Source organism: Butyricicoccus sp. Marseille-Q5471 (assembly GCF_951230135.1).
GTDB lineage: Bacteria > Bacillota > Clostridia > Oscillospirales > Butyricicoccaceae > Agathobaculum.
Genome location: NZ_CATNVC010000013.1, coordinates 36,081 through 57,663, shown reverse-complemented (window position 1 = coordinate 57,663; position 21,583 = coordinate 36,081). Strand labels below are relative to the sequence as shown.

General features: G+C 52.4%; 20 protein-coding genes and 1 riboswitch. Of the genes, 13 read left to right on the top strand and 7 right to left on the bottom strand.

Translation table 11 applies throughout. From position 1 onward, the window contains the following. Positions 1-364: 364 nt before the first annotated feature. Positions 365-1,381, bottom strand: a complete 1,017-nt coding sequence (locus QOX26_RS12035; protein WP_283675227.1) for a sugar ABC transporter substrate-binding protein — start codon at positions 1,379-1,381, stop codon at positions 365-367. 357 nt (positions 1,382-1,738) lie between these two features. Between QOX26_RS12035 and QOX26_RS12030 the strand changes: the two genes are divergently transcribed. After that, a complete protein-coding gene (locus tag QOX26_RS12030; RefSeq protein WP_283675226.1) occupies positions 1,739-2,668 on the top strand; it encodes a sugar phosphate isomerase/epimerase family protein in 930 nt (309 codons plus the stop codon). A 56-nt stretch (positions 2,669-2,724) separates the two neighbouring features. On the opposite strand, the gene ribH is transcribed toward QOX26_RS12030, so the two are convergent. Genes ribH through ribD form a run of 4 tightly spaced genes read right to left on the bottom strand, consistent with a single transcriptional unit; the run spans position 2,725 to position 6,163 of the window. Next, positions 2,725-3,186, bottom strand: coding sequence for a 6,7-dimethyl-8-ribityllumazine synthase (ribH, locus tag QOX26_RS12025; protein WP_283675225.1), 462 nt, complete (start codon positions 3,184-3,186; stop codon positions 2,725-2,727). 53 nt (positions 3,187-3,239) lie between these two features. Next, the gene (locus tag QOX26_RS12020; RefSeq protein WP_283675224.1) at positions 3,240-4,436 is read right to left on the bottom strand and encodes a bifunctional 3,4-dihydroxy-2-butanone-4-phosphate synthase/GTP cyclohydrolase II; all 1,197 of its coding nucleotides are present in this window, start codon (positions 4,434-4,436) and stop codon (positions 3,240-3,242) included. A gap of 12 nt (positions 4,437-4,448) precedes the next feature. Continuing rightward, the gene (locus QOX26_RS12015) at positions 4,449-5,084 is read right to left on the bottom strand and encodes a riboflavin synthase (protein ID WP_283675223.1); all 636 of its coding nucleotides are present in this window, start codon (positions 5,082-5,084) and stop codon (positions 4,449-4,451) included. Beyond that, complete coding sequence (gene ribD / locus QOX26_RS12010; protein ID WP_442870232.1) at positions 5,066-6,163, bottom strand: bifunctional diaminohydroxyphosphoribosylaminopyrimidine deaminase/5-amino-6-(5-phosphoribosylamino)uracil reductase RibD; 1,098 nt, start codon at positions 6,161-6,163, stop codon at positions 5,066-5,068. The genes QOX26_RS12015 and ribD overlap by 19 nt, the downstream gene beginning before the upstream one ends. A gap of 141 nt (positions 6,164-6,304) precedes the next feature. Next, a riboswitch (FMN riboswitch) is annotated at positions 6,305-6,430 on the bottom strand. Between the two features lie 205 nt (positions 6,431-6,635). Here ribD and lepA point away from each other — a divergent pair. The 10 genes from lepA (at position 6,636) to QOX26_RS11960 (ending at position 19,123) form a co-directional block, all read left to right on the top strand. Beyond that, a complete protein-coding gene (lepA, locus tag QOX26_RS12005) occupies positions 6,636-8,444 on the top strand; it encodes a translation elongation factor 4 (RefSeq protein ID WP_283675222.1) in 1,809 nt (602 codons plus the stop codon). Beyond that, positions 8,444-9,601 carry a radical SAM family heme chaperone HemW gene (gene hemW / locus QOX26_RS12000; RefSeq protein WP_283675221.1) on the top strand — a complete coding sequence of 386 codons (1,158 nt, stop codon included), beginning with the start codon at positions 8,444-8,446 and terminating at the stop codon, positions 9,599-9,601. Before lepA ends, hemW begins: the two co-directional genes overlap by 1 nt. A 24-nt stretch (positions 9,602-9,625) precedes the next feature. Further along, complete coding sequence (locus QOX26_RS11995; RefSeq protein ID WP_283675220.1) at positions 9,626-9,895, top strand: ACT domain-containing protein; 270 nt, start codon at positions 9,626-9,628, stop codon at positions 9,893-9,895. Between the two features lie 18 nt (positions 9,896-9,913). After that, positions 9,914-11,272 (top strand): PFL family protein, encoded by a 1,359-nt coding sequence (locus QOX26_RS11990; RefSeq protein ID WP_283675230.1) that lies wholly within the window; start codon positions 9,914-9,916, stop codon positions 11,270-11,272. A gap of 289 nt (positions 11,273-11,561) precedes the next feature. Continuing rightward, positions 11,562-13,265, top strand: a complete 1,704-nt coding sequence (locus QOX26_RS11985) for a sensor histidine kinase (RefSeq protein WP_283675219.1) — start codon at positions 11,562-11,564, stop codon at positions 13,263-13,265. Further along, entirely contained in the window at positions 13,259-14,800 is a 1,542-nt protein-coding gene (locus QOX26_RS11980; RefSeq protein ID WP_283675218.1) for a response regulator, read from the top strand. The genes QOX26_RS11985 and QOX26_RS11980 overlap by 7 nt, the downstream gene beginning before the upstream one ends. 100 nt (positions 14,801-14,900) lie before the next feature. Next, positions 14,901-16,214 (top strand): ABC transporter substrate-binding protein, encoded by a 1,314-nt coding sequence (locus QOX26_RS11975; RefSeq protein ID WP_283675217.1) that lies wholly within the window; start codon positions 14,901-14,903, stop codon positions 16,212-16,214. Between the two features lie 59 nt (positions 16,215-16,273). Further along, positions 16,274-17,152 carry a carbohydrate ABC transporter permease gene (locus QOX26_RS11970; RefSeq protein WP_283675216.1) on the top strand — a complete coding sequence of 293 codons (879 nt, stop codon included), beginning with the start codon at positions 16,274-16,276 and terminating at the stop codon, positions 17,150-17,152. Beyond that, positions 17,152-18,012: a carbohydrate ABC transporter permease gene (locus tag QOX26_RS11965; RefSeq protein ID WP_283675215.1), complete on the top strand. Its 861-nt coding sequence runs from the start codon at positions 17,152-17,154 to the stop codon at positions 18,010-18,012. Before QOX26_RS11970 ends, QOX26_RS11965 begins: the two co-directional genes overlap by 1 nt. A 10-nt stretch (positions 18,013-18,022) precedes the next feature. Continuing rightward, entirely contained in the window at positions 18,023-19,123 is a 1,101-nt protein-coding gene (locus QOX26_RS11960) for a uroporphyrinogen decarboxylase family protein (RefSeq protein ID WP_283675214.1), read from the top strand. 132 nt (positions 19,124-19,255) lie between these two features. Here the strand turns inward: QOX26_RS11960 and QOX26_RS11955 are convergent, their stop codons facing one another. Next, on the bottom strand, positions 19,256-19,399 hold the full coding sequence (locus QOX26_RS11955; protein WP_283675213.1) for a hypothetical protein: 144 nt from the start codon (positions 19,397-19,399) through the stop codon (positions 19,256-19,258). Positions 19,400-19,455: 56 nt separating this feature from the next. Then, positions 19,456-19,761 carry a DUF1540 domain-containing protein gene (locus QOX26_RS11950; RefSeq protein ID WP_283675212.1) on the bottom strand — a complete coding sequence of 102 codons (306 nt, stop codon included), beginning with the start codon at positions 19,759-19,761 and terminating at the stop codon, positions 19,456-19,458. A 290-nt stretch (positions 19,762-20,051) separates the two neighbouring features. Between QOX26_RS11950 and QOX26_RS11945 the strand changes: the two genes are divergently transcribed. Continuing rightward, complete coding sequence (locus QOX26_RS11945) at positions 20,052-20,795, top strand: WecB/TagA/CpsF family glycosyltransferase (protein ID WP_283675211.1); 744 nt, start codon at positions 20,052-20,054, stop codon at positions 20,793-20,795. Further along, positions 20,792-21,571, top strand: a complete 780-nt coding sequence (gene thyX / locus QOX26_RS11940; RefSeq protein WP_283675210.1) for an FAD-dependent thymidylate synthase — start codon at positions 20,792-20,794, stop codon at positions 21,569-21,571. Before QOX26_RS11945 ends, thyX begins: the two co-directional genes overlap by 4 nt. Positions 21,572-21,583: the final 12 nt, after the last annotated feature.

The window sequence follows — 21,583 nt, the reverse complement described above, 5'->3', positions numbered from 1 at the left end:
CTGCGCCGTTTTCTCCGATCAGACCCAGAATCTCGCCGGGTTTGACCGCCAAATGCATATTCTTTAATGCAACGACGCCCGGAAACCGCTTTACCGCATCTTTTAATTCTACTACATATTCGCTCATTGCATTTCACCTTTTTCTCCGAGATGGGGTAGGGGGTGGATGGCTTTGGTCAAAAACCGCTCTCGGCGCGGTCTTCAAGCAGTGACATGCGCCGTAAATGTGGCGGTCAACCGAAAGCCAATCCAGTTGAAAAGGTTATTTTAAGAAAAACGGGGCCCCTGCTGCTGATTTATCTAGCATAAATCTGAGCAGGGGCGCTCGTCACTCTTACGTTCTCAGTTCGTTGGAACTAGGGAATTAAGCAAGGTAGCCCTGGAGAGTCTCCAAACGCTTCTGCGCATTGTCAGCGGTGACAACATCGGCACCGGAGTCAATGAACTTCTCAAGGGTCTCGCCCTTCAGTGCGCGAACGATAGCGTCCACGGACTGGTAACCCATCTCATAACCCTGCTGTGCAACGGACATGGTCAGGTTGCCTTCCAAGATAGCGGTGCAAGCAGACTGGATGCCGTCGAAGCCAAGGAAGATGGTGTTCTTGTAAGCTTCGTTGCCCTTAGCGGCACGAGCGGCTGCCATTGCCATATCATCGTTGTTTGCGCAGATGATTGCAATGCCTTCCGGATGGTTCTGCATGATAGCTTCCATGGAGGTTACAGCCTTATCAGCAACAGCGTCAGCATACTGAACCTCATCGCTGAGGAAAGTGCCGCCGGCCTCTTCAACGCCCTTCTTGTAGCCAGCCATACGAGCTTCGTTGGTGGAGTCGCCCTGAACACCAGCAATTTCGATTGCCTTGATTTCAGTCCAACCAGCAGCCTTTGCAGCTTCAGCAGCAGCCTTGCCGCCCAGTGCGCCGGCAGATTCGTTACCGGTGCCTACGAAGGACAGTACTTCGGGAGCATCAATGTTGGTGTCAACAGCAACGATCGGCTTGGTCTGACCCTTGATCTTGTTAACGACCATATCAGCCTGCAGAGGAGCGATGACGAAGCCGTCATACTTGTCCGAAGCCAGATCAGTCTCAATCATGTTCAGCTGCTCGTCGTAAGCGGTCTCAGAGGTAGCACCCTTTACGTCAACCGTAACGTTGGGGTTTTCAGCAGCGTACGCCTTGGCGCCTGCAACTACATAGCCCCAGTACTCAGAAGATGTTGTCTTCAGGATAACGTCAACACTGACTGCGTCGCCAGAGGCATCAGTCGAGGTGTCGGCCGGAGTGTCGGTGGTAGCCGGTGCGTCGTTGCTGCCGCCGCAAGCGGTCAGACCTACACACATAGCTCCTGCCAGTAACAATGCCAGTAATCTCTTCTTCATGTAAAAAACCTCTCTCCTTTATGTTTTGCCTTACCCAATTGTAAGACACTCTGAAACGCTTTCGCGCTCTGGTAATATTTTAATGCAACATGCGCACTTTGACAAGCCTTTGTTGGTATTTTCGTGATATGTACAGATTGTCGTGGGGGTGACCTTGTGCATCTTAACAAGGAAAGAGCGAAAGTTCGGGATTTGCAGACTGTGCATTGTGCAATTATCATTTTTTTTAACAAGATTCATAAAGAAAAAGCCGCGCAATGCTGGCAGATTTGGTCAGATTATGGCAACATTGCTTGCAAAGTTATGTAACAATGTGGTAAAATTATCGAAAATTATTGGAATGGGATGTATGAAGTTATGAGATTAGCAATAAAGACCTGTACCCTTGATATGCCTTATGAAAAAATGTTGGACTTTTGCGTGGATCAGCGGGTCGCCGCGGTTGAAATCGCCACCGGTAACTGGTCCGGTGCGCCGCATATCAATCTGGATTTAATGGTACGGGACGGTACGGCACGAACGAAATGGTATGATGCAATGCGTGCGCGCGGTCTGGAGTTATGCGCACTGAACTGTTCGGGCAATCCGTTGGCATATGAAAAGGAAATGGAGGTTACCCGAAAGACGTTTGAACTGGCAGGCATGCTCGGCGTGAAGAAGATAATTATGATGAGTGGTCTGCCTGCGGGCTGTAAAGGTGATAAAACGCCGGTTTGGGTAACCACTTCGTGGCCACCTGAAACACAGGATATTTTAAATTATCAGTGGAATGAGGTCGCCATTCCTATGTGGAAGGAGATTGTCAAGCTGGCTGAGGATTGCGGCGTAGAGAAAATTGCGCTTGAGAACCACGGCATGCAGCTGGTGTACAATCCGGAAACCTGTCTTAAACTGCGTGAAGCGGTCGGACCTATGGTAGGTATGAACCTGGATCCCTCTCATCTGTTCTGGATGGGCGGCGATCCGATTGAGGCCGCACGTGTTTTGGGTGAGCATGGCGCAATTTATCATATTCATGGTAAGGATTCGCGTCCCGAACGTCGCTATTGGCAGCCAAACGGTATGCTGGATACCAAGCCAATCGATGCGTTTGCACGCCGCGCATGGAATTATGTTGCGGTTGGTGCCGGACACGATGCCAAGTGGTGGAAGGAATTCTTCTCGGTTGTGCGGATGTCGGGATATGATGATGAGGTTTCACTGGAAATGGAAGATTTGACGTTGAGCATGCTTGACGGACATTTGTCCAGCTTGCGTACTTTGCGCGAAGCATTGGTCATAGACTGAAATACAGTATTAACATAACGAAGGCCGTGCATACCTTGCACGGCCTTCGTTATGGATTAGATTTGACGAGAGAGGTTTACCATTTCGATTGCAGTCAGGGCGGCATCGGCGCCTTTATTGCCGGCCTTGGTACCGGCGCGCTCGATGGCCTGCTCGATGTTGTCGGTCGTCAGTACACCGAATGCTGTGGGCACACCGGTCGAAAGGCCAACAGAAGCCACACCCTTGGAAACCTCGGCGCAGACGTAATCGTAGTGGGAGGTCGAACCGCGAATGACGGCGCCCAGACAGATAACCGCATCGTATTGACCCGACTGCGCCAGCTTCTGTGCAATCATCGGAATTTCAAACGCGCCCGGCACCCAAGAGAGGGTAATATCATCAGCTTCCACACCATGCCGAAGGAGTGCATCCTCTGCGCCGCCAATCAGCTTAGACACGATGAATTCATTAAAGCGTGCGGCGACGATTGCATAACGGCCTTTTTCCGCAATCAGTTTTCCTTCCAGTACCTTCATAATTAAATCCTCCTAAATATAATTGAACTGTTTGAGTGATATGTGCGGATATTTTATTCGTAAACGGTCATATGATCCATTTTGGCCTGCTTGGTTTTCAGATAGAATGCATCATACGGATTGGCGGCAATCTGCAGGGGAACGCGCTGGATAATCTCGATTCCATAGCCGCCAAGACCGACTACCTTTGTCGGGTTGTTGGTCAACAAGCGAAGCTGGTGAACACCCAGATTGTCGAGAATCTGTGCGCCGATGCCGTAATCACGCAGATCAGGCGCAAAGCCAAGCGCAACGTTAGCCTCGACCGTATCCATGCCCTGATCCTGCAGCTCATAGGCGCGCAGCTTGTTCATCAGTCCGATGCCGCGGCCTTCCTGACGCATGTATACGAGAACGCCCCGTCCCTCGGCCGCGATCAGTTTCATTGCGGCGTCATATTGTTCGCCGCAGTCACAACGCGCAGAGCCGAGTGCGTCACCGGTCAGGCATTCCGAGTGCACACGGCACAGAACGGGGGCACCGTCAGCAACGTTGCCCATGGTCATTGCCACATGGTGTTCGCCGTTCAGCTTATTGACAAACCCGTAAATCAGAAACTCACCATAACGGGTTGGGAATTTAGCGCAGGCGACGCGTTCAACCAATGTTTCGGTCTGGTGACGGTATGCGATAATATCCGCAAGTGAAATCATGGTCAAATCATGCGCTTCGGCAAAGGCTTTGAGCTCGGCGGTGCGCATCATCGTGCCGTCTTCACGCATGATTTCACAGCATAAACCGCATTCGGCAAGGCCTGCGAGACGACAGAGATCAACCGTGGCTTCGGTATGCCCCGAACGTTTGAGCACGCCGCCTTCCACCGCACGCAGCGGGAACATATGGCCGGGACGGCGGAAATCGGAAGCTTTTTCGTTCGGGTCAACGCACTTTCGTGCGGTCAGTCCGCGTTCCTCGGCGGAGATGCCGGTTGTGGTATCGATATAATCAATCGATACTGTAAAGGCAGTCTCGTGGTTATCGGTATTGTTTTCCACCATCTGCGACAGTTCCAAGCGGTCAGCCAAAGCGCCGGACATAGGCATGCAGATGAGCCCCTTAGCGTGCGTCGCCATAAAATTAACGTTTTCAGTGGTTGCAAATTCCGCGGCACAGATTAAATCACCTTCGTTTTCGCGGTCGGGATCGTCGAGGACTAGGATGTTCTTGCCAGCTCTAAGATCGGCGAGGGCCTGTTCCATTGTGTTTTTCATATAAATCACTCCTTAAAATCCGTGTTGAGATAAAAATTCCATTGTAATACCGCGGGTTTTTTGCGGCGCAAGCAGCTTTTCAACATATTTGCCGAGAATATCACATTCTAAATTGACCTGATCGCCTGATTTGCGGTTGAGCAGTGTGGTTTCTGTTCCTGTATGCGGAATGATTGACACCGCAAAATCGTTGTCGGTCACGGTGGCAACGGTCAGACTGATTCCGTCAATGGCGATTGAGCCTTTTTCTACTATATAATGTAGAAGGGAAGGGGGCGCAGCAATGGTGACCCAGGTCGCATTATCCTCTTGGCGCAGACCGGTCACCGTTCCGGTACCGTCAATGTGACCGGACACAATGTGTCCGCCAAAGCGCCCGATTGCAGGCATGGCGCGCTCAAGATTGACCGATGCGCTGTGGGACAGCGCGCCAAGGTTGGAGCGTCGCAAGGTTTCGGCCATTACGTCGGCAGTGAATGTATCGTGAGACATCGCGGTTACAGTCAGGCAAACGCCATTTACCGCAATGCTGTCGCCAATTTTCGTGTCTGTCAGCACAGTGCTTGCCGAAACGGTTAACTGTGCACCCTTCGCACCGCGCTCGAAGCGAAGAATACGGCCGGTTTCCTCTATAATTCCGGTGAACATGGCAGGTCTCCTTCCAACAGAAAATCATCGCCCAGTGGCGTTATCGTCAGGTTTTGCAGGGCGATTGCATCAGCCATTTTATCAAACCCCGCACCGCCGACCGGAGTTTTGGACGTCGCACCGCCAATCAGCTTGGGCGCTATGTAGGCGTGTACCTTGTTTACGATTCCGGCCTGCAGCGCCGCAAAATGCAGTGCACTGCCGCCTTCCAAAAGGACACTGTCAATTTTCATCGCGCCAAGCTTGCGCATCAGGTCGTTTAAATCGACGTGTCCGTCGCGTTCGCTGCAAAGTAGAATTTCTGCACCTTTTTGCTCCAATACAGAGGCGTGCTCATTTCGCTCGACCGCAGCGATTATGGTTCGGACGTCGTGAGCAGTGCGCATGATGCGACAATCGGGCGGCGTGCGCAAATGGCTGTCACATAGAATACGCACCGGATTGCAGCCGCCGTCCATGCGGCAGGTGAGCAGGGGATCGTCCGCAAGCACCGTGCCGATGCCAACCATGATTGCGGACAGACGGCTGCGGGTCTCATGCACATGTGCGCGGGCAGCTTCGCCTGTAACCCAACGGCTGTCGCCAGTGTGCGCGGCAAGCTTTCCGTCCAGCGTCATTGCATATTTCATCAGAACAAAGGGCGTCTGATGCGAGATGAACTGAAAAAACACTTCGTTTAGCTGACGGCATTCAGCCTCCAGCACGCCTGTTTCTACAGAAATGCCCGCACTGCGCAGTATTGCACATCCTTTTCCCGCGACGAGCGGATTCGGATCGCAGCAGCCAACCACAACGTGCGCGATGCGTTTCTCTATAATCGCCTCGGTGCACGGCGGCGTTTTGCCCCAGTGGCAGCAGGGCTCGAGCGTGACATACATGGTTGCGCCCGCCGGGTCTTCCGTGCAGGCGGACAGTGCGTTGCGCTCTGCGTGCAGTCCGCCGTATTGTTCATGCCAACCTTCGCCAATGACATGACCGTTCTTGACAATTACACAGCCGACCATGGGATTGGGGTTGACGTGTCCTGCGCCGCGCGCCGCGAGCAAAAGAGCGCGGCGCATCCAATCATACTTTTGCAATTTATCACCTCAAAACGAAAAAGCGTCCCGAGTACAGAAATCTCGGGACGCTTTTGCCATAAAACAAAAAAATCTGAAATACCAAATTGGCATTTCAGAACAGCAAAATACAGGTACAGCAAAGCAAAGGCTTAGCCGCCTGTGTTTCTTCTTTCATCCAGACTATACTGTCGGCCTCGGAATTTCACCGAATCAGCTGCAATGCTTGCGCATCCGCTCGCGGGCTATACCGCCGGTAGGGAATTACACCCTGCCCTGAAGAACTCTGTATTCAGTTTACGATGTGAGTATATACCCGTTCTCCAAAGAATGCAAGTGTTTTTTTGAAAGTGCCGTCCGCGAGAGGCGGACGGTGGGCGAAAATTATGCTCCAGATGGCACGGTGCTTGTACAAAAGGACGCTTGTAGCAGGGAAATATTCATGTTATAATAACTGATACTGCTAGAAATTTGTCAAGTAAGGAGTTTCGGTGTGAGTAATCGAAATCATATACGGAATTTTTCCATTATCGCGCATATCGATCACGGTAAGTCTACTTTGGCGGACCGTTTGCTGGAACAGTGTGAAGCTGTCAGCCAGCGCGAAATGGAAGAACAACTTTTGGATAACATGGATCTGGAACGTGAACGTGGTATCACGATCAAGGCGCGCGCCGTTCGCATGGAATACAAGGCGGATGACGGTGAGGTTTATGAAATGAACCTGATCGACACACCGGGGCACGTTGACTTCAACTACGAGGTTTCGCGCTCTCTTGCAGCGTGCGAAGGCGCGTTGTTGGTGGTTGACGCAGCGCAGGGGATCGAGGCGCAGACATTGGGCAACACCTATCTTGCGCTCGACCATGATTTGGAGGTTGTGCCGGTTGTCAACAAGATTGATCTGCCCGCCGCCGACCCCGCACGCGTGAAACAGGAAATTGAGGATATCATCGGCATTCCTGCCGAAGATGCGCCGGAGATTTCTGCTAAAATGGGTATCAACATCCGCGCTGTATTGGAGCGTATCGTGAAGGAAATCCCGTCGCCCGAAGGTGATGAGGGTGCGCCGCTGCGCGCCCTGATTTTCGACAGCCAGTACGATCCGTATAAGGGTGTTATCGTCTATATGCGCCTGATGGACGGCCGAATCGCGCCGGGTATGAAGGTGCGAATGATGGCGACCGGCGCGGAGTTTCAGGTCATTGAATGCGGCTACATGCAGCCCTTAGGTTTGTCGCCGCAGAAGGGACTTTCGGCCGGTGAGGTCGGTTATTTTACGGCATCGATTAAAAATGTTGCGGATACGCATGTCGGCGACACCGTGACCGAAGCAGAGCGCCCGACGACCGAGGCACTGCCCGGTTATCGTCCGGCGCAGCCGATGGTTTACTGCGGTATTTATACGGAGGACGGTTCCAAATACCCTGATCTGCGCGATGCTTTGGAAAAGCTGCAGCTGAACGATGCAGCGCTGTCGTTTGAACCGGAAAGCTCGGTCGCGTTGGGGTTTGGTTTCCGCTGCGGCTTCCTTGGTATGCTTCATATGGAGGTCATTCAGGAGCGGTTAGAGCGTGAATTTGACCTTGATTTGGTCACGACGCTGCCCAGTGTTATCTATCAAATTGTCAAGACCGACGGAACAACTGTTTTTTGTGATAATCCGCATGATTATCCCGACCCGGTGCTGATTGAGGAGGCACGCGAGCCGTTCGTGAACGCCTCCATCATGACGCCGCAGGAATTTGTCGGCAATATTATGCCAATGTGTCAGGATCGCCGCGGCATTTTTAAGGATATGAAGTATCTGGACTCCAGTCTGGTGGAGCTGCACTATGAAATGCCGACCAATGAGATTATCTATGACTTTTTTGATGCGCTAAAGGCACGTACCAAGGGATATGCTTCACTCGACTATGAAATGTCGGACTACCGCAAGAGCGATTTGGTAAAGGTGGATATGCTGCTAAACAGCGAGCAGGTGGATGCACTGTCCTTCATCGCGCACCGCGAAAAGGCGTATGGCCGTGCCCGCCGCATCTGTGAAAAGCTCAAGGAGAACATTCCGCGTCAGCTGTTTGAAGTGCCGATTCAGGCGGCCATCGGCGGCAAGGTCATCGCGCGCGAAACGGTAAAGGCCATGCGTAAGGATGTGCTTGCCAAGTGCTATGGCGGTGACATCACGCGAAAGAAGAAGCTGCTGGAAAAGCAGAAGGAAGGCAAGAAAAAGATGCGTTCGCTGGGCACGGTTCAAGTGCCGACCGAGGCGTTTATGGCGGTTCTTAAGCTGGATGAGGAATAATGAGCAGAATCAGTTACAACAGCAAAGCACTCGGCCTTTATCTGCATATTCCGTTTTGCGCGTCCAAATGTGGCTACTGTGATTTTTATTCGCTGACCGACGACGCGAGGCGCAAGGACTATGTTGCGGCATTGCTGCAGCATTTGCGCGAATATGGCAAGGTGTGCAGCGGCTATACGGTGGATACGGTCTATCTGGGCGGTGGAACACCCTCCTGTCTTGGCCCGAAATATCTGACACGCATTTTAAATGAGGTCAAAGGATGTTTCCGACTGGCGGAGGATGCGGAAATCACGGTTGAATGCAATCCGGAAAGTACAGATAAAAAACTGCTTGATGCACTGAAAAAAAGTGGTGTCAACCGTCTTTCCTTGGGTGTGCAGTCAGCAGATGACAACGAGCTTGCACGAATCGGCCGCATTCACACGTTCGAAGAGGCCAAGGCGGCGGTTGAGCTCGCGCGCGAGCGCGGGTTTGACAACATCAGTCTGGATTTGATGTATGGCCTGCCGGAGCAGACAAAGCAGGGCTTTTTGCACTCGGTGCGTCAGGTGCTTGACCTGATGCCCGAACATCTATCCTGCTACGGCTTAAAACTAGAACCGACGACTAAAATGGGTCGTGAGAATCCTGTTTTGCCGGAGGATGATGAACAGGCCGAAATGTATCTTGCTATGTGTGAAATGCTGCGTGAAAGCGGTTTTGAACACTACGAAATTTCCAATTTTGCCAAACCCGGCCGCCGTTCCCGGCACAATTGCAAGTATTGGGATTTGTCTGAATACCTAGGACTGGGGCCCGGTGCGCACTCTTATATGAACGGCCGACGGTTTGAGTTTGCGCGAGATTTGAAGGCCTATATCGGCGGAGAAAATATCGTGCAGGACGAAGACGAGGTTGCGACTTACCAGCGGCAGGGTGAGTACCTGATGCTGCGGCTACGCACGGCGGAAGGAATCGATTTTATTGATTTGGAAAAACGATATAACATTGATTCTACCCCATACGAGGAGGCGTTCCGGGCTCTACTTGGCCGCGGATTAGTTGCCCATCAGGGCACACGCTGGTTTTTAACCGAAGAGGGTTTTTTGGTTTCGAACAGCATTATAAACTGTATTATTGAGGCTGGACAGCCGAATATAGACACCAATACATAGACATATATTTTGGAGGAATGAATTATGCGCGCAGTTATTACGGTGGTTGGTAAGGACAGAACCGGCATTATTGCTAAAATCTCGGAAACGCTTTATGCACACCAAGTCAATATTGTTGACATTTCGCAGAACGTTATGGAAGATATGTTCGCTATGGTCATGTTGGTCAACATTGATAAGTGCACGGTAGATTTCAACACTATGGCAGATCTGTTGGATCAGGATGGCGAAGCGCTTGGCATGAAAATCCATACCATGCATGAGGACATTTTTGACGCCATGCATAAGATTTAAGGAGTACCCAACATGTCGATGATTAATACAAAAGATATTTTAGAGACAATCCAGATGATTGAGGAGGAACACCTCGACATCCGAACGATTACGATGGGCATTTCGCTGCGCGATCTGGCTGCGGATGATATCAATGTCTTAAGCGATAAAGTGTACGACAAAATCACCCGCCGCGCTGAAAAATTGGTGGCAACCGGCGAGCAGATTGAACGCGAGCTGGGTATTCCGATTATCAATAAACGTATTTCTGTAACGCCAATCGCGATGGTGGGTGCTACATCGAATGCCAACAGCTATGTCCCGCTCGCCAAGGCGCTGGATCGTGCAGCGAGCACAACCGGTGTAAACTTTGTGGGCGGTTTCTCCGCGCTTGTCCAGAAGGGTTTTGCCAAGGGCGATGAAATCCTCATCAATTCGATTCCGGAAGCATTGGCGGAAACGTCACTGGTTTGTTCGTCGGTTAACGTTGCTTCGACCAAGGCGGGCGTCAATCTGGATGCGATTGAGCTGATGGGTCGTATCATCAAACAAACCGCGGAGCTGACACGGGACAATCAGTCTATGGGATGCTCCAAGCTTGTCGTGTTTGCCAATGCGGTGGATGATAATCCGTTTATGGCGGGTGCGTTTCATGGCATTGGCGAGCCGGAAACCGTTATCAATGTCGGCGTGTCCGGCCCTGGCGTTGTTCAGGCGGCGATTCGCCGTGCGGGTGACTGCTCCATTAACGAAGTGGCTGAGGTCATTAAAAAGACGGCATTTAAAATTACCCGTATGGGTCAACTGGTCGGTACGCTGGCCAGTCAGCGATTAGGCGTTCCGTTTGGTATTGTCGATTTGTCTCTTGCGCCTACGCCGGCGATTGGCGACTCCGTTGCACGTATTTTGGAGGAGGTTGGTCTGGAAACCTGCGGCGGCTGCGGTACGACAGCAATCCTGGCCATGCTTAACGATGCGGTAAAGAAGGGCGGCGTGATGGCGTCCTCCAACGTAGGCGGCCTTTCCGGCGCGTTTATTCCGGTATCCGAGGACGAGGGCATGATTGCCGCTGTTCAGCAGGGTGCGCTCAGCTTGGAAAAGCTGGAAGCCATGACCGCGGTATGCTCGGTTGGTATTGACATGGTTGCGGTGCCGGGCGATACGACGGCAGAAGTCATTTCCGGCCTTATCGCAGACGAAATTGCCATCGGCGTGGTTAATACCAAGACCACTGCGGTGCGTGTGATTCCGGCAATTGGCAAGACTGTGGGCGATATGGTAGAGTTCGGCGGTCTGCTCGGTTCGGCGCCGATTATGCCGATTTCCACCAAATCTCCGGCGAAGTTTATTCATCGCGGTGGCCGTATCCCGGCGCCGATTCAGAGTCTTAAAAACTAAGAGAGAAAGCCTCATTACACAGAGTCATCTAAATTGATACGTAGCAAAAAAGCCTCCAAGCGTAGTGTGAAACTGCGATTGGAGGCTTTTTTGCGCTTTAAAAACATCGGGCAGAAAGTTGACACTTGTAGGAATGGATGTTACTATTTGGGCATGCGGAAGAATTTTTATGCAGAATTTCGGGGATTGAGGAAGGAAAATGGAATCTTTTACAAGAAAATATCGAAAAACGAGAGGGAGTAAGGCGATTCGTTTTCGTACCATCCTAGCGATTGCGTGTTTTCTATTGGTGTTATTACCTATCTTGCTGATTAGCCTGTTTGCGGGCAGGCAGTCTTCTGACATTGTGCGGCAAAACACCCAGCAGACGCTGCGGGGATTATTGGAACAGAGCAATCAACAACTGCAAGGCTATGTAGATGAGGTGGAAGCCGTCTACTCGACCGTTACCTTGGATACCAATCTCGTGGATGCAATTCGTCTGGAAAATACGCAAAGCACGGTTTATGAACGGAATATGCATCTGGCCTACATCACCAAAAGCCTGAAAAACCTGTGCAATGGGCATGCGGTACTGGATAATATCGTGCTATATACACCACAGGGCAATATCCTTATTGCTTCCGGCAACACCACCCTGCCTTATCGAGAAGGACTTCCCGCGTACAGCTGGTTCGATGTATTGGAGCGCGGAGCACTGGAACAGTATACGAATGACAATTTTGAAATGACTATGGCGCAATATCCATATCCAGTCAAACAGCAAGTGTATCTAAATGCACGCCGTATCTATGATTATCGGGATATGCGCTATTTAGGTGTGTTGGTGGTCACAGTACGTACCGATGCGTTTTTTGCGGCGGTCGACCGTCTGCCGATACCGGCGGACAGTGGCGTTGCGTTATTGGACAGGGAAGGAGCTCTACTGTATGGTAGGCAGCTTACACCTGCATTACAAAACACACTGCAGGGGGATTGGCAGGCGGCGGCCGGATTGGATGAATATCTGGCAGTGGGAAGCGAGCGGTATTTTACAGTCAGCCAAACGCTGGATACGTTGGGATGGCAGTTGGTTTCGGTCACCCCGCGTTCCTATATCATGGGCAGTGCGAATGCAGTATGGGCGTTCAGCTGGCGCATTGCGATGATTGTGGCGCTGTTGTGCGGATTGCTGGTTATCCTGTTGGTCAAAAAGCTGAATCAGCCAATCGGACGCATTGCGGATGCCATCACGGCCTTCGGTGAAGGGCGGTTGGACGTGCGTCTGCCGGAAGAACCCTACACCGAATTTCGGCAGGTTGGGCAGCAGTTTAACTGCATGGCGGCTCAGATAGATACGCTTATTACGACCGTGCGCGAGACAGAGCAGGAAAAACAGCAGCTTAACATGAGAATGCTCGAGGCACAGATTAATCCTCATTTTATTTACAATACACTTGATGCGGTCAAATGGGTGGCTGTCATGCACGGAGACCGTGAAAGCGCGCGGATGATTACCGCGCTCGTCAAGCTGCTGCGTATTTCGGTTTATACGAAAAGTGAATTTATTACGGTCGCCGAGGAACTGGAGTATCTGAAAAACTATCTGACGCTCATTGAACTGCGCTACGGCACACAGATTGAGTTTGTATACGATGTCGCGGAGAAGGCGCTGCCCTGCCGGACGCTTAAGCTGGTGCTGCAGCCTATTGTGGAAAACGCGATTTTTCACGGGCTGCTTGGAAAAATCGAGCACGGGGTGGTCACAATCTGCTATCGCGCGGACGACTGTCTATGCCTGACCGTGCAGGATAACGGCATCGGCTGTGTCTCTGCCGAGCCGCAGGGCAAGGCGCGTGAGCGCTTCAGCGGCATCGGGCTGGACAATATCGATCGCCGTATCAAGCTGTGGAGCGGCGACGCATACGGCATTACAATGGAATCGCAGCCGGGGCAGGGGACGCGGGTGACCGTTCGGCAGCCCCTGCAGCGGGAAGGGGGAGCGGCATGCTGAAAGTAATGATTGTGGACGATGAACTTATTGTGCGCGTGGCACTGCGCTCGATTGTAGATTGGGAAGCACTGGGATTTGAAATCGTAGCCGAGGCCAAAGACGGCGCAGAAGGACTGGAAAAGTATCGAAAGTACCGCCCACGCCTGATTTTGACCGATGTACTGATGCCCGAAATGGACGGGCTGGAAATGATGCGGCATATCCGTGCGGAGGATGATGAGGTGCGCTTTGTGGTGCTGTCGTCCTACGATGATTTCACATACGCACAGCAGGCGATGCGGATGGATGCGGACGAATATCTGCTCAAGGCGTCGCTTATGGAGGAGGATGTTGAGCAGCTGGTGCAGCGGATGTTCCGCAAGTTGACAAGTGAAGGTACGCGCGCCGCGGAAGGCGGAGCGGGTTGGTTCGCCCGTCAGTTAGAGCCGGGCGCTGACCCCTTGGCAGTAAAAAGCGAGTGGGACAGCCTTTTGCGCGGGAAGCCTGGCTGCGTGGTACTGTTTCGGTTGGCAGGCGGGCCTGCCGACCCCACGCAAACGAGAATTTTACAGGGTATTCTCGAAAATATCCTGTCCGATGCGGGGGTGCCGTTTGTCCCGGCGCCGTGGCGCGAGGGCGTGCTGATATTGACTGCCGCGCTGCCCGAAGCGCAGGGTGCGATGCTTGCCGAACAGCTTCGGCGCACAACCGTGCAATACCTGTCACGTGAGCTGCGCATCGGCGTGTCCCAACCGGTCGATGCGCCGGAGGGACTGAGCAATGCTTGTGCGCAGGCGCACGACGCAGGCGTGCAGACGCTGTTTGCACCCGAGCAGTCGTTTGGCGTATTTCAGCCGCAGCAGGACGGCACACATCTGCTTAAAAGCGAGATACGTGAACGCCTTCGCACGCTTTTGATGGATCAGCAGGCGCAGGAAGCCTGCGCATTGCTCGATCCACTGTTTGGCATCCTGCGCCGTCAGCGCGATCACTGGCGACTGTATGAGCTGGTGCTTGAGCTGTCCGCCTTGCTGTGCGAATACCGCGATATGCGTGAGCCGGATAAGCCGGAGCGCGTCATGCAAATCGACGATATTGAGAAAATTCGGCAGTTTTATCACGCGTCGGTCGAGGCCGCAGTGTCGTCGCTGCGGGAGGGGAGTGCGTCAATCAACCCCTATATCGCCCGTGCGCGGGCTTACATCGCCACGCATTATGCCGAGGGCGTGACACTATCCGATGTGGCTTCGCAGCTGCACCTGAGCTCCAGTTATCTGGGCAAGCTGTTTTACGCCGAAACGGGCAGTTATCTTGCAGATTACGTCAACTCCGTGCGGATTGAGCGTGCATGCGAAAGTATGCGAGAGGGGGATGACAGTCTGTCTGTAATTGCGGAACGGGTCGGATTCTGCAATCAGGCACATTTTACACGATTATTCCAGAAGCAGAAGGGCGTGTCACCGAGCGTTTACCGCCGTGAGTGCCGAAATACGCAAAAAAATAGCTCATCTATGCAAATTTCATCGTCAGAGTTTGAGGTCAACACCGTTTTATGAAAAATCTCCACGCGCACAAGTCTGGCAGAACCGGAGAAGCTTGCGGTATCATAGGCTCATCAAGAACGCGAGCAACGCGGAAAAGAGAGGGGAATTTTACATGAAACGAAAGAGAATTGCGGCGCTGCTGCTGGCATGCGGCATGCTGACGGGCAGTCTTGCAGGCTGCGGCGGCGGTGACAGCAAGGACGAGACGCTGGCAGAGAGCGGTGCAGCCGGCGGCGGGAGCGGCGAGGTGCTCACCCTGATGCATTACTTTGACCCCAACAACCCAGAGGACCCGTATTCGGTCGGCTTCATGGCACTGATTGACCAGTTCGAGAAGGATACCGGCATTCAGATAAAACTGGAGACTGTGCCGTGGAACGAAATCGAGTCCAAGCTTGTGATGACTAACCAGTCGGGAAATCCGACGTGCGATTTGTCGTGGGTGTCCTCACAGAAGCTTTCCTCGTTGGTGAACGCAGGCACGCTGCTGCCGCTCGACGACTACTATGCCAAGCTTGACACCAGCGGCTTTATCCAGCAGGCGCTTGACGCGGCGACCTATGCGGGCGACGACAAGAAGTATTTGGTAGAGATGTCGGTGCATTCACGCGGGCTGTGGTATAACACCGATCTTGTACCTGAGCCGCCCAAGACGTGGGACGAACTGGTCGAGATTGGACAGAAGGTCAACGATCCTGCAAACGGCGTATACGCCTTCGCGGCCTACACCCCCAAGAGCTATGATACCGCCGAGTTGTACCTTGCGCCGTTCACCTGGTCGGCGGGCGGTAAGCTGGGCAACGAGGACGGCACTGCCGCGTGGGATAACGAGGGTGCGCGTAAGGCCTTGCAGTTTGCCTCGGATTTGAAAAACAAATACGGTCTGATGGGTGATTCGTGCTTTGTCAGCGATCAGAGCGAGCTGCGCCACAACTTCCTCAACGGCAACGTCGCTATGCTGCTCGAAAACACGGCGCAGCTGGCGGAGATCAACCAGTCCGAGCTGGGACAGGCGGGCAAGATTAAGTTTGCGCCCATCCCCGGCGAAACCGGTGCTGCCCCCTGCTTCACCAACGGCTGGTCGGCCGCTATTCCAAGCCACTCCAAGCATCCTGATCTTGCATGGAAATTCATCGAATACATGGTGCAGCCCGAAGTGCAGATTGCGCACTCCAAGTTTGACGGCGGCCTGCCCATTCTGAGCGAGTGTTATGAGGATGAATATTTCAGGAGCGCTCAGTATCCCGATATCGCAGACAATCTTGCCAAGAATGCGGGCACAATGGATCCGTTTGTTTATTATCAGGAGGCACTGGAATCCTTCTCGACTGTCAATATGAGCTATATGATGGATCCCTCGCAGGATCTGGAGGCTATGCTGCAGTCGTCCGCCAAGGAATTTAATACGAAGTATTACGGTTCGTAAGCGGTGCGCAGAAAGGGAGAGGGGGACTCTCCCTTTTTGATTGAAAGAAGGGGGATTTTATGATTGAAAAACGAAGCAAACTGCCTTACTTGTTCCTCGCGCCCGTGGTGCTGATTCTGCTGCTGTTCAGCTATCTGCCCATGCCGTACTCGCTGTATCTGTCGTTCAACAAGCTCAATCCGGCAAGCGGCCGGTATGAGTTTGTCGGTCTTGCCAATTGGCGGCAGATGCTGATGGACAGCAAGTTCTGGGAAAGCGCGCGCAACACCTTTGCCTATGTCATTATTTTTACCGTTATTATGGTCGTGCTCGGACTGCTAGTCGCGTTGATTCTGAATTCGAAAATTCCGGGCACCTCGTTTTACCTGACTGTGTTGTTTGTGCCTTGGGTTATTTCGGAGGTTATCGTCGGCGCAACATGGAAATGGCTGCTCAATCCGGATTTCGGTGTGCTCAACTACCTGTTTGGAGGCTTGGGCATCAAGTGCAGCGACTTGATTACCAACCCGAAATTCGCGCTCGTCGGCGTTGCAATCGTCGCATTCTGGCGCGGTCTGGCGTATACGGTCATTCTCGTGCTGGCTGGTCTGCAGAACGTTTCAAACGATTATCTCGAAGCTGCCTCGCTCGATGGCTGCTCTAAGCTGCAGGCATTTTTTCGCGTTACATTGCCCATCTTCTCTCCTACCTTATTGGTTGTCACGCTGCTCAACATGATTAATGCAATCAGCCAATCCGGTATCATCCTTGTTTTGACCAAGGGCGGTCCGGTGCGTGCGACCGAGACAATGGCTCTTTATCTTTATAAAGAGGCGTTCCTCAATTATCAGCTGAGCAGCGCGGCTACCATGTCAATCATTCTGGCATTTGTCAATATGATTGTCGTCGCGGTGTATCTGGCGGCCAATAAGAGAAATCAGGAAAAGGAGGCGGAGTGATGGCTGCTTTATCTTTGAACCAACGCGCCCGCGTCAAAAAGAAGGCCGGCGGGGTTGCCTGTCAGGTTTTCATGATTTGCCTGACCATGTTTATGCTGTTCCCGGTGTTCTGGGCGTTTCTCACATCAATCAAGCCCAACGAGTTGATCTACCAGTATCCGCCCGTGTTTTTCTCGGATCAGTTTACACTTGACAACTTCTCCTACGCGCTGCGGGCGCAAAACCTGCTGCGTGCGGGCTTCAACACATTCTTTTTGTCCACCGTGACCGCGGCGGTTAGCGGTGTAATCGCAACCCTTGCGGCCTACGCTTTTTCACGGTTCCGTTTCCGGGGGAAGAATCTGCTGTTTGGACTGGTTGTTGCGCCGATGCTGATTCCGGGCATTACCAACCTGATTCCGCTTTACAGCGTGTATACAAAAATCGGCCTGAACGATACCTATCTGGGTCTGATTCTGCTGTATATTCCGGGCACGCTGTCGTTTGCTACCATTGTTATGCGCAGCTATTTCGACGGCCTGCCATACGCGATTGAGGAGGCGGCACTGATTGATGGCTGCTCGCGCTTCAGCGTGGTCGGACGTGTCGTGCTGCCGGTGGTGGCACCTGGAATTCTGGCGATTTTCATTGTAAACTTCGTCACCATCTGGAATGATTTTATGATTACGCTGATTTTTACAAGCAGCAATGAAATGCGCACGCTGACACTGACCATTTACAACATGATTGGCACGGCGACCGTCAAGCAGGGTCCCTTGAGTGCGACTGCCTTCATGACGCTGCTGCCCGCGCTGCTGATTTTTCTTGTGTGCCGCAAGAAATTCATTGGAACCATGCTCGACGGCGCGATCAAGGGATAAGGAGTAAAGTATGACAGGAAGAGAACGACTGCTGACCGCTCTGCACAATGGAAAGCCCGACCGGCTGCCCTGTCAGGTGCACAGCTGGATGGATTACTATCGCAATACTTATTTGAATGGCCGTGACCAGTGGGAAGCATACGACTATTTCGGTATGGATCCGGTGATTTACCTAAATCCCAAACCGGTATATGCATCGGACGCTTTCCAAAACTGGAAGATACAGCGTGAGGAGCTGCCGACGGACGAGGAGGGTGTGCGCGCATGGCGCGATACGGTCACTACGCCGGACGGCGAGCTGGTAACCGAATTTGCGGCCAACCGCTACACCGATTGGGTGACCCGCCTGCCGATTCAGACGCAGGAGGATTTCGAGATTTGGAACCGCCATGTGCCGCTGCCTGCCTATATGGACTGGGGTGAAATTGTCGAGGCGAAAAAACGTCTGGGCAATCGGGGCATTGTACGCGGTTCGCTGTTCGACTTCGGACAGGGCAGCCCGTGGCAAAGCTTTGTCGGCTACATGCGGGATGTGGAGCAGTGCATTTACGACACGTTTGACGAGCCGGATTGGGTGCACGGCTGCCTCGACAGCCTGTTGAAAAAGAAGCTTGAGGTCATCGACCGCTCGGGAAAAATCGAGCTGGATTTGGTCGAATGCGGCGGCGGCGCCGGCTCGTCCACGGTCATCAGCCCGGCCATGCACGAGGAATTCTGCCTGCCTTATGATCAGAAGCAGATCTCAGCGATTCACAGTGCGGGCGCAATGGTGGTTTATCATTTGTGCGGCGGCCTAATGCCGTTGTTGGAAATGGTGACACAGAACGGTACGGACGCGCTCGAGACGATGACACCGCCTGGCATGGGCGGCGATTGTAATCTTGCCGAGGCCAATCGCCGCATCGGAGATAAGCTGTGCTTCGTCGGTGGCTTTGATCAGGGACTGGGTTTTGAACGCGGAAATCCTGTGCTTGTGCGCAAAATGGTGCGTGAGCTGTTTGAGTGCTGCCCGAACGGCGGCTATATCATCTCCCACTCCGACCATTTCTTTGAAGGCGGCACCGAAAATGTGCAGGCTTTTGCCGATGCGGTGAAGGAGTGCATTTATTAACGCATTACCCAAAGCAGGTGCCGTTCTTAAGTAGAAGCCGTTGACAGTATTTCTTCTTGATACAATAAACTTTATATCATAAAAAAATCCCGGGTATTCACATTTGGATGAATACCCGGGGTTTTTGATTTTTTAATTGTCGGCTACAATTTGGTCGAGTACCGCAATTAAATCAAATAGATTTTCAAGACGTACATCTCGTGAGAGAATTTCATTTTTCAGTTCAATGGACAGTGTCTCAAATTGCGGGCGAATCTTCGGGCTGACGTAGGACATAGTATTACCTCCTTTGTTGGAGTGTTGTCATGTAGGCGGGTGACCCCGCCGGGAATTTAGTTTGACTTAAATGTTGCACACTCGGTGCCGCTTGAACCGTTTTTCACACAAACACAGTCCGCACCGCACTTGTGGCCATCGTTGTGCACACAGTTGCATGCGCTGCAGCCAATTTCAAGTGAGAGGTTGGGACGTTCGAAATCAGCGCTATTCGATGGAGCATCTGACTTCGGGGTATAGGAATGACAGCAGGTGTCGGAGCAAGCCTGTGCCTGCTGGCCGGCAACCTTAATCGAAGGACGACAGCAACAGCCTTCCTTGTTGCTGCCGCAGGAATTTACGGAACATTGCAGATTGGTCATGTGACTACCACCTTTCATATTTGGATATAGTGAAAGGTTGTCCTTTTCGAATCAATCTTATGCGAGCACTCTGCTGGAAACATGTCCGGCTTAATTTCTCGCTCTGCGTTTTGATTTACCATATACAGCGCATAATAAGGCTTTGAGCCGTAGCGAGTCATGACGAAAAGAACGTCTTATGACGGGAGATTTAGATGGAATAAAGAGATTCTTGAAAGCGAAGCATGAATCTGCTATAATAAACTAGATTTGGAATGTTCATCAGCAGGAATGACAGGAGAACTGGAGTTATGAAAACCGCTTCGATTTTGGGCGTTCACTTCCATTCAATCACGCTGCCGCAGGCAGTGGATTATGCAATGGGACGCATTCGAGCCCGCCAACAGGGCTATATTGTTACGCCCAATCCGGAAATTGTAGATCTTTGCAGGCAGGACACTGCGTTTTGTAATATTGTCAACCACGCGGCACTTGTATTGCCGGACGGAATCGGCGTAATTTACGCCGCAAAGATTCTCGGCGAAGAGCTGCAGGGCAAGGTTGCCGGCATTGATTTTGCGGACGCACTGGTAGCTGCAATGGCGAAGGAAGGAATGCGGCTTTTTCTCGTCGGTGCAAAACCGGGTGTTGCGGAGACCGCAGGTGCGAATCTTTGTGCCAAATATCCCGGACTGGTGCTTGCGGGAACGCATGACGGCTATTTTAAAGACCCGCTGACGGTTGTCAGCGCCATCAATGATTGCGGTGGTGCAGACGTGGTTTTCGTTTGTCTGGGCGCGCCCAAGCAGGAAAAATTCATCGCTGAGCACATGGAAGATATTCATGCGACGCTATTTTGCGGACTGGGCGGCTCGCTGGACGTATTTGCCGGGGTGGCCAAGCGGGCGCCGGATATTTTCATCAAACTGGGTTTGGAGTGGTTTTATCGTCTGCTCAAGCAGCCGAGCCGTTTGGGCCGTATGATGAAGCTCCCGCTGTTTATGCTGGTGGTAATCAAGGAAAAACTGTTTGTCCGAAAGGGGACGCATAAATGAATGTAAAACTGTTGGCGTATACGCCTGATCCGGAGCGACTGGTGGCGGCTGCGGCAAAAAATTGCTACTCATCCACCAATGTGGATAGCATTCTGGATGGCCTGACGGATGAAAAAACAGAAAGCTTTATGCAAATGCTATCCGATATTGGACATGAAAGTCCAATCGAACACGCATCGTTCACGTTTGCGATTGAGGGCGTGTCTCGCTCGCTGCTCGCTCAGATTACCAGGCATCGTATGGCATCGTACTCCGTTCAGTCGCAGCGGTACGTTCGAGAAAAGGGTTTTGAATATATTGTGCCGCCTGAAATTGATAAAATCCCTGCGGCGCGGGAACAATTTGTGAAAGCCATGGAGAATGATCAGCGTACCTATGAGGCGCTGACCGCTACGCTGATGGAGGGGTATTTGCAGGAACTGCTGGGCGCGGGGGTGCCTGAAAAGCAGGCAAAAAGTCAGGCGGAGAAGCGTGCGATTGAAGATGCGCGCTATGTACTGCCCAATGCGTGCGCGACGCGGATTGTCATGACTGCAAATGCACGCTCGCTCAAGAATTTCTTTGCCCTGCGCTGCTGTAACCGTGCGCAGTGGGAGATTCGCGCGTTGGCGGAGGAGATGTACCGATTGGTATATGCGGTTGCACCGACCTTGTTTTCACATTGCGGACCTGCCTGCGTGGACGGCGCATGTACAGAGGGGAAAATGTCCTGCGGAAAGGCTGCTCAAGTAAGAGTACATTATCAGTCGCTGCGTGCGGAGGCGGCGAACCATTAAGAAAAGAGTGTA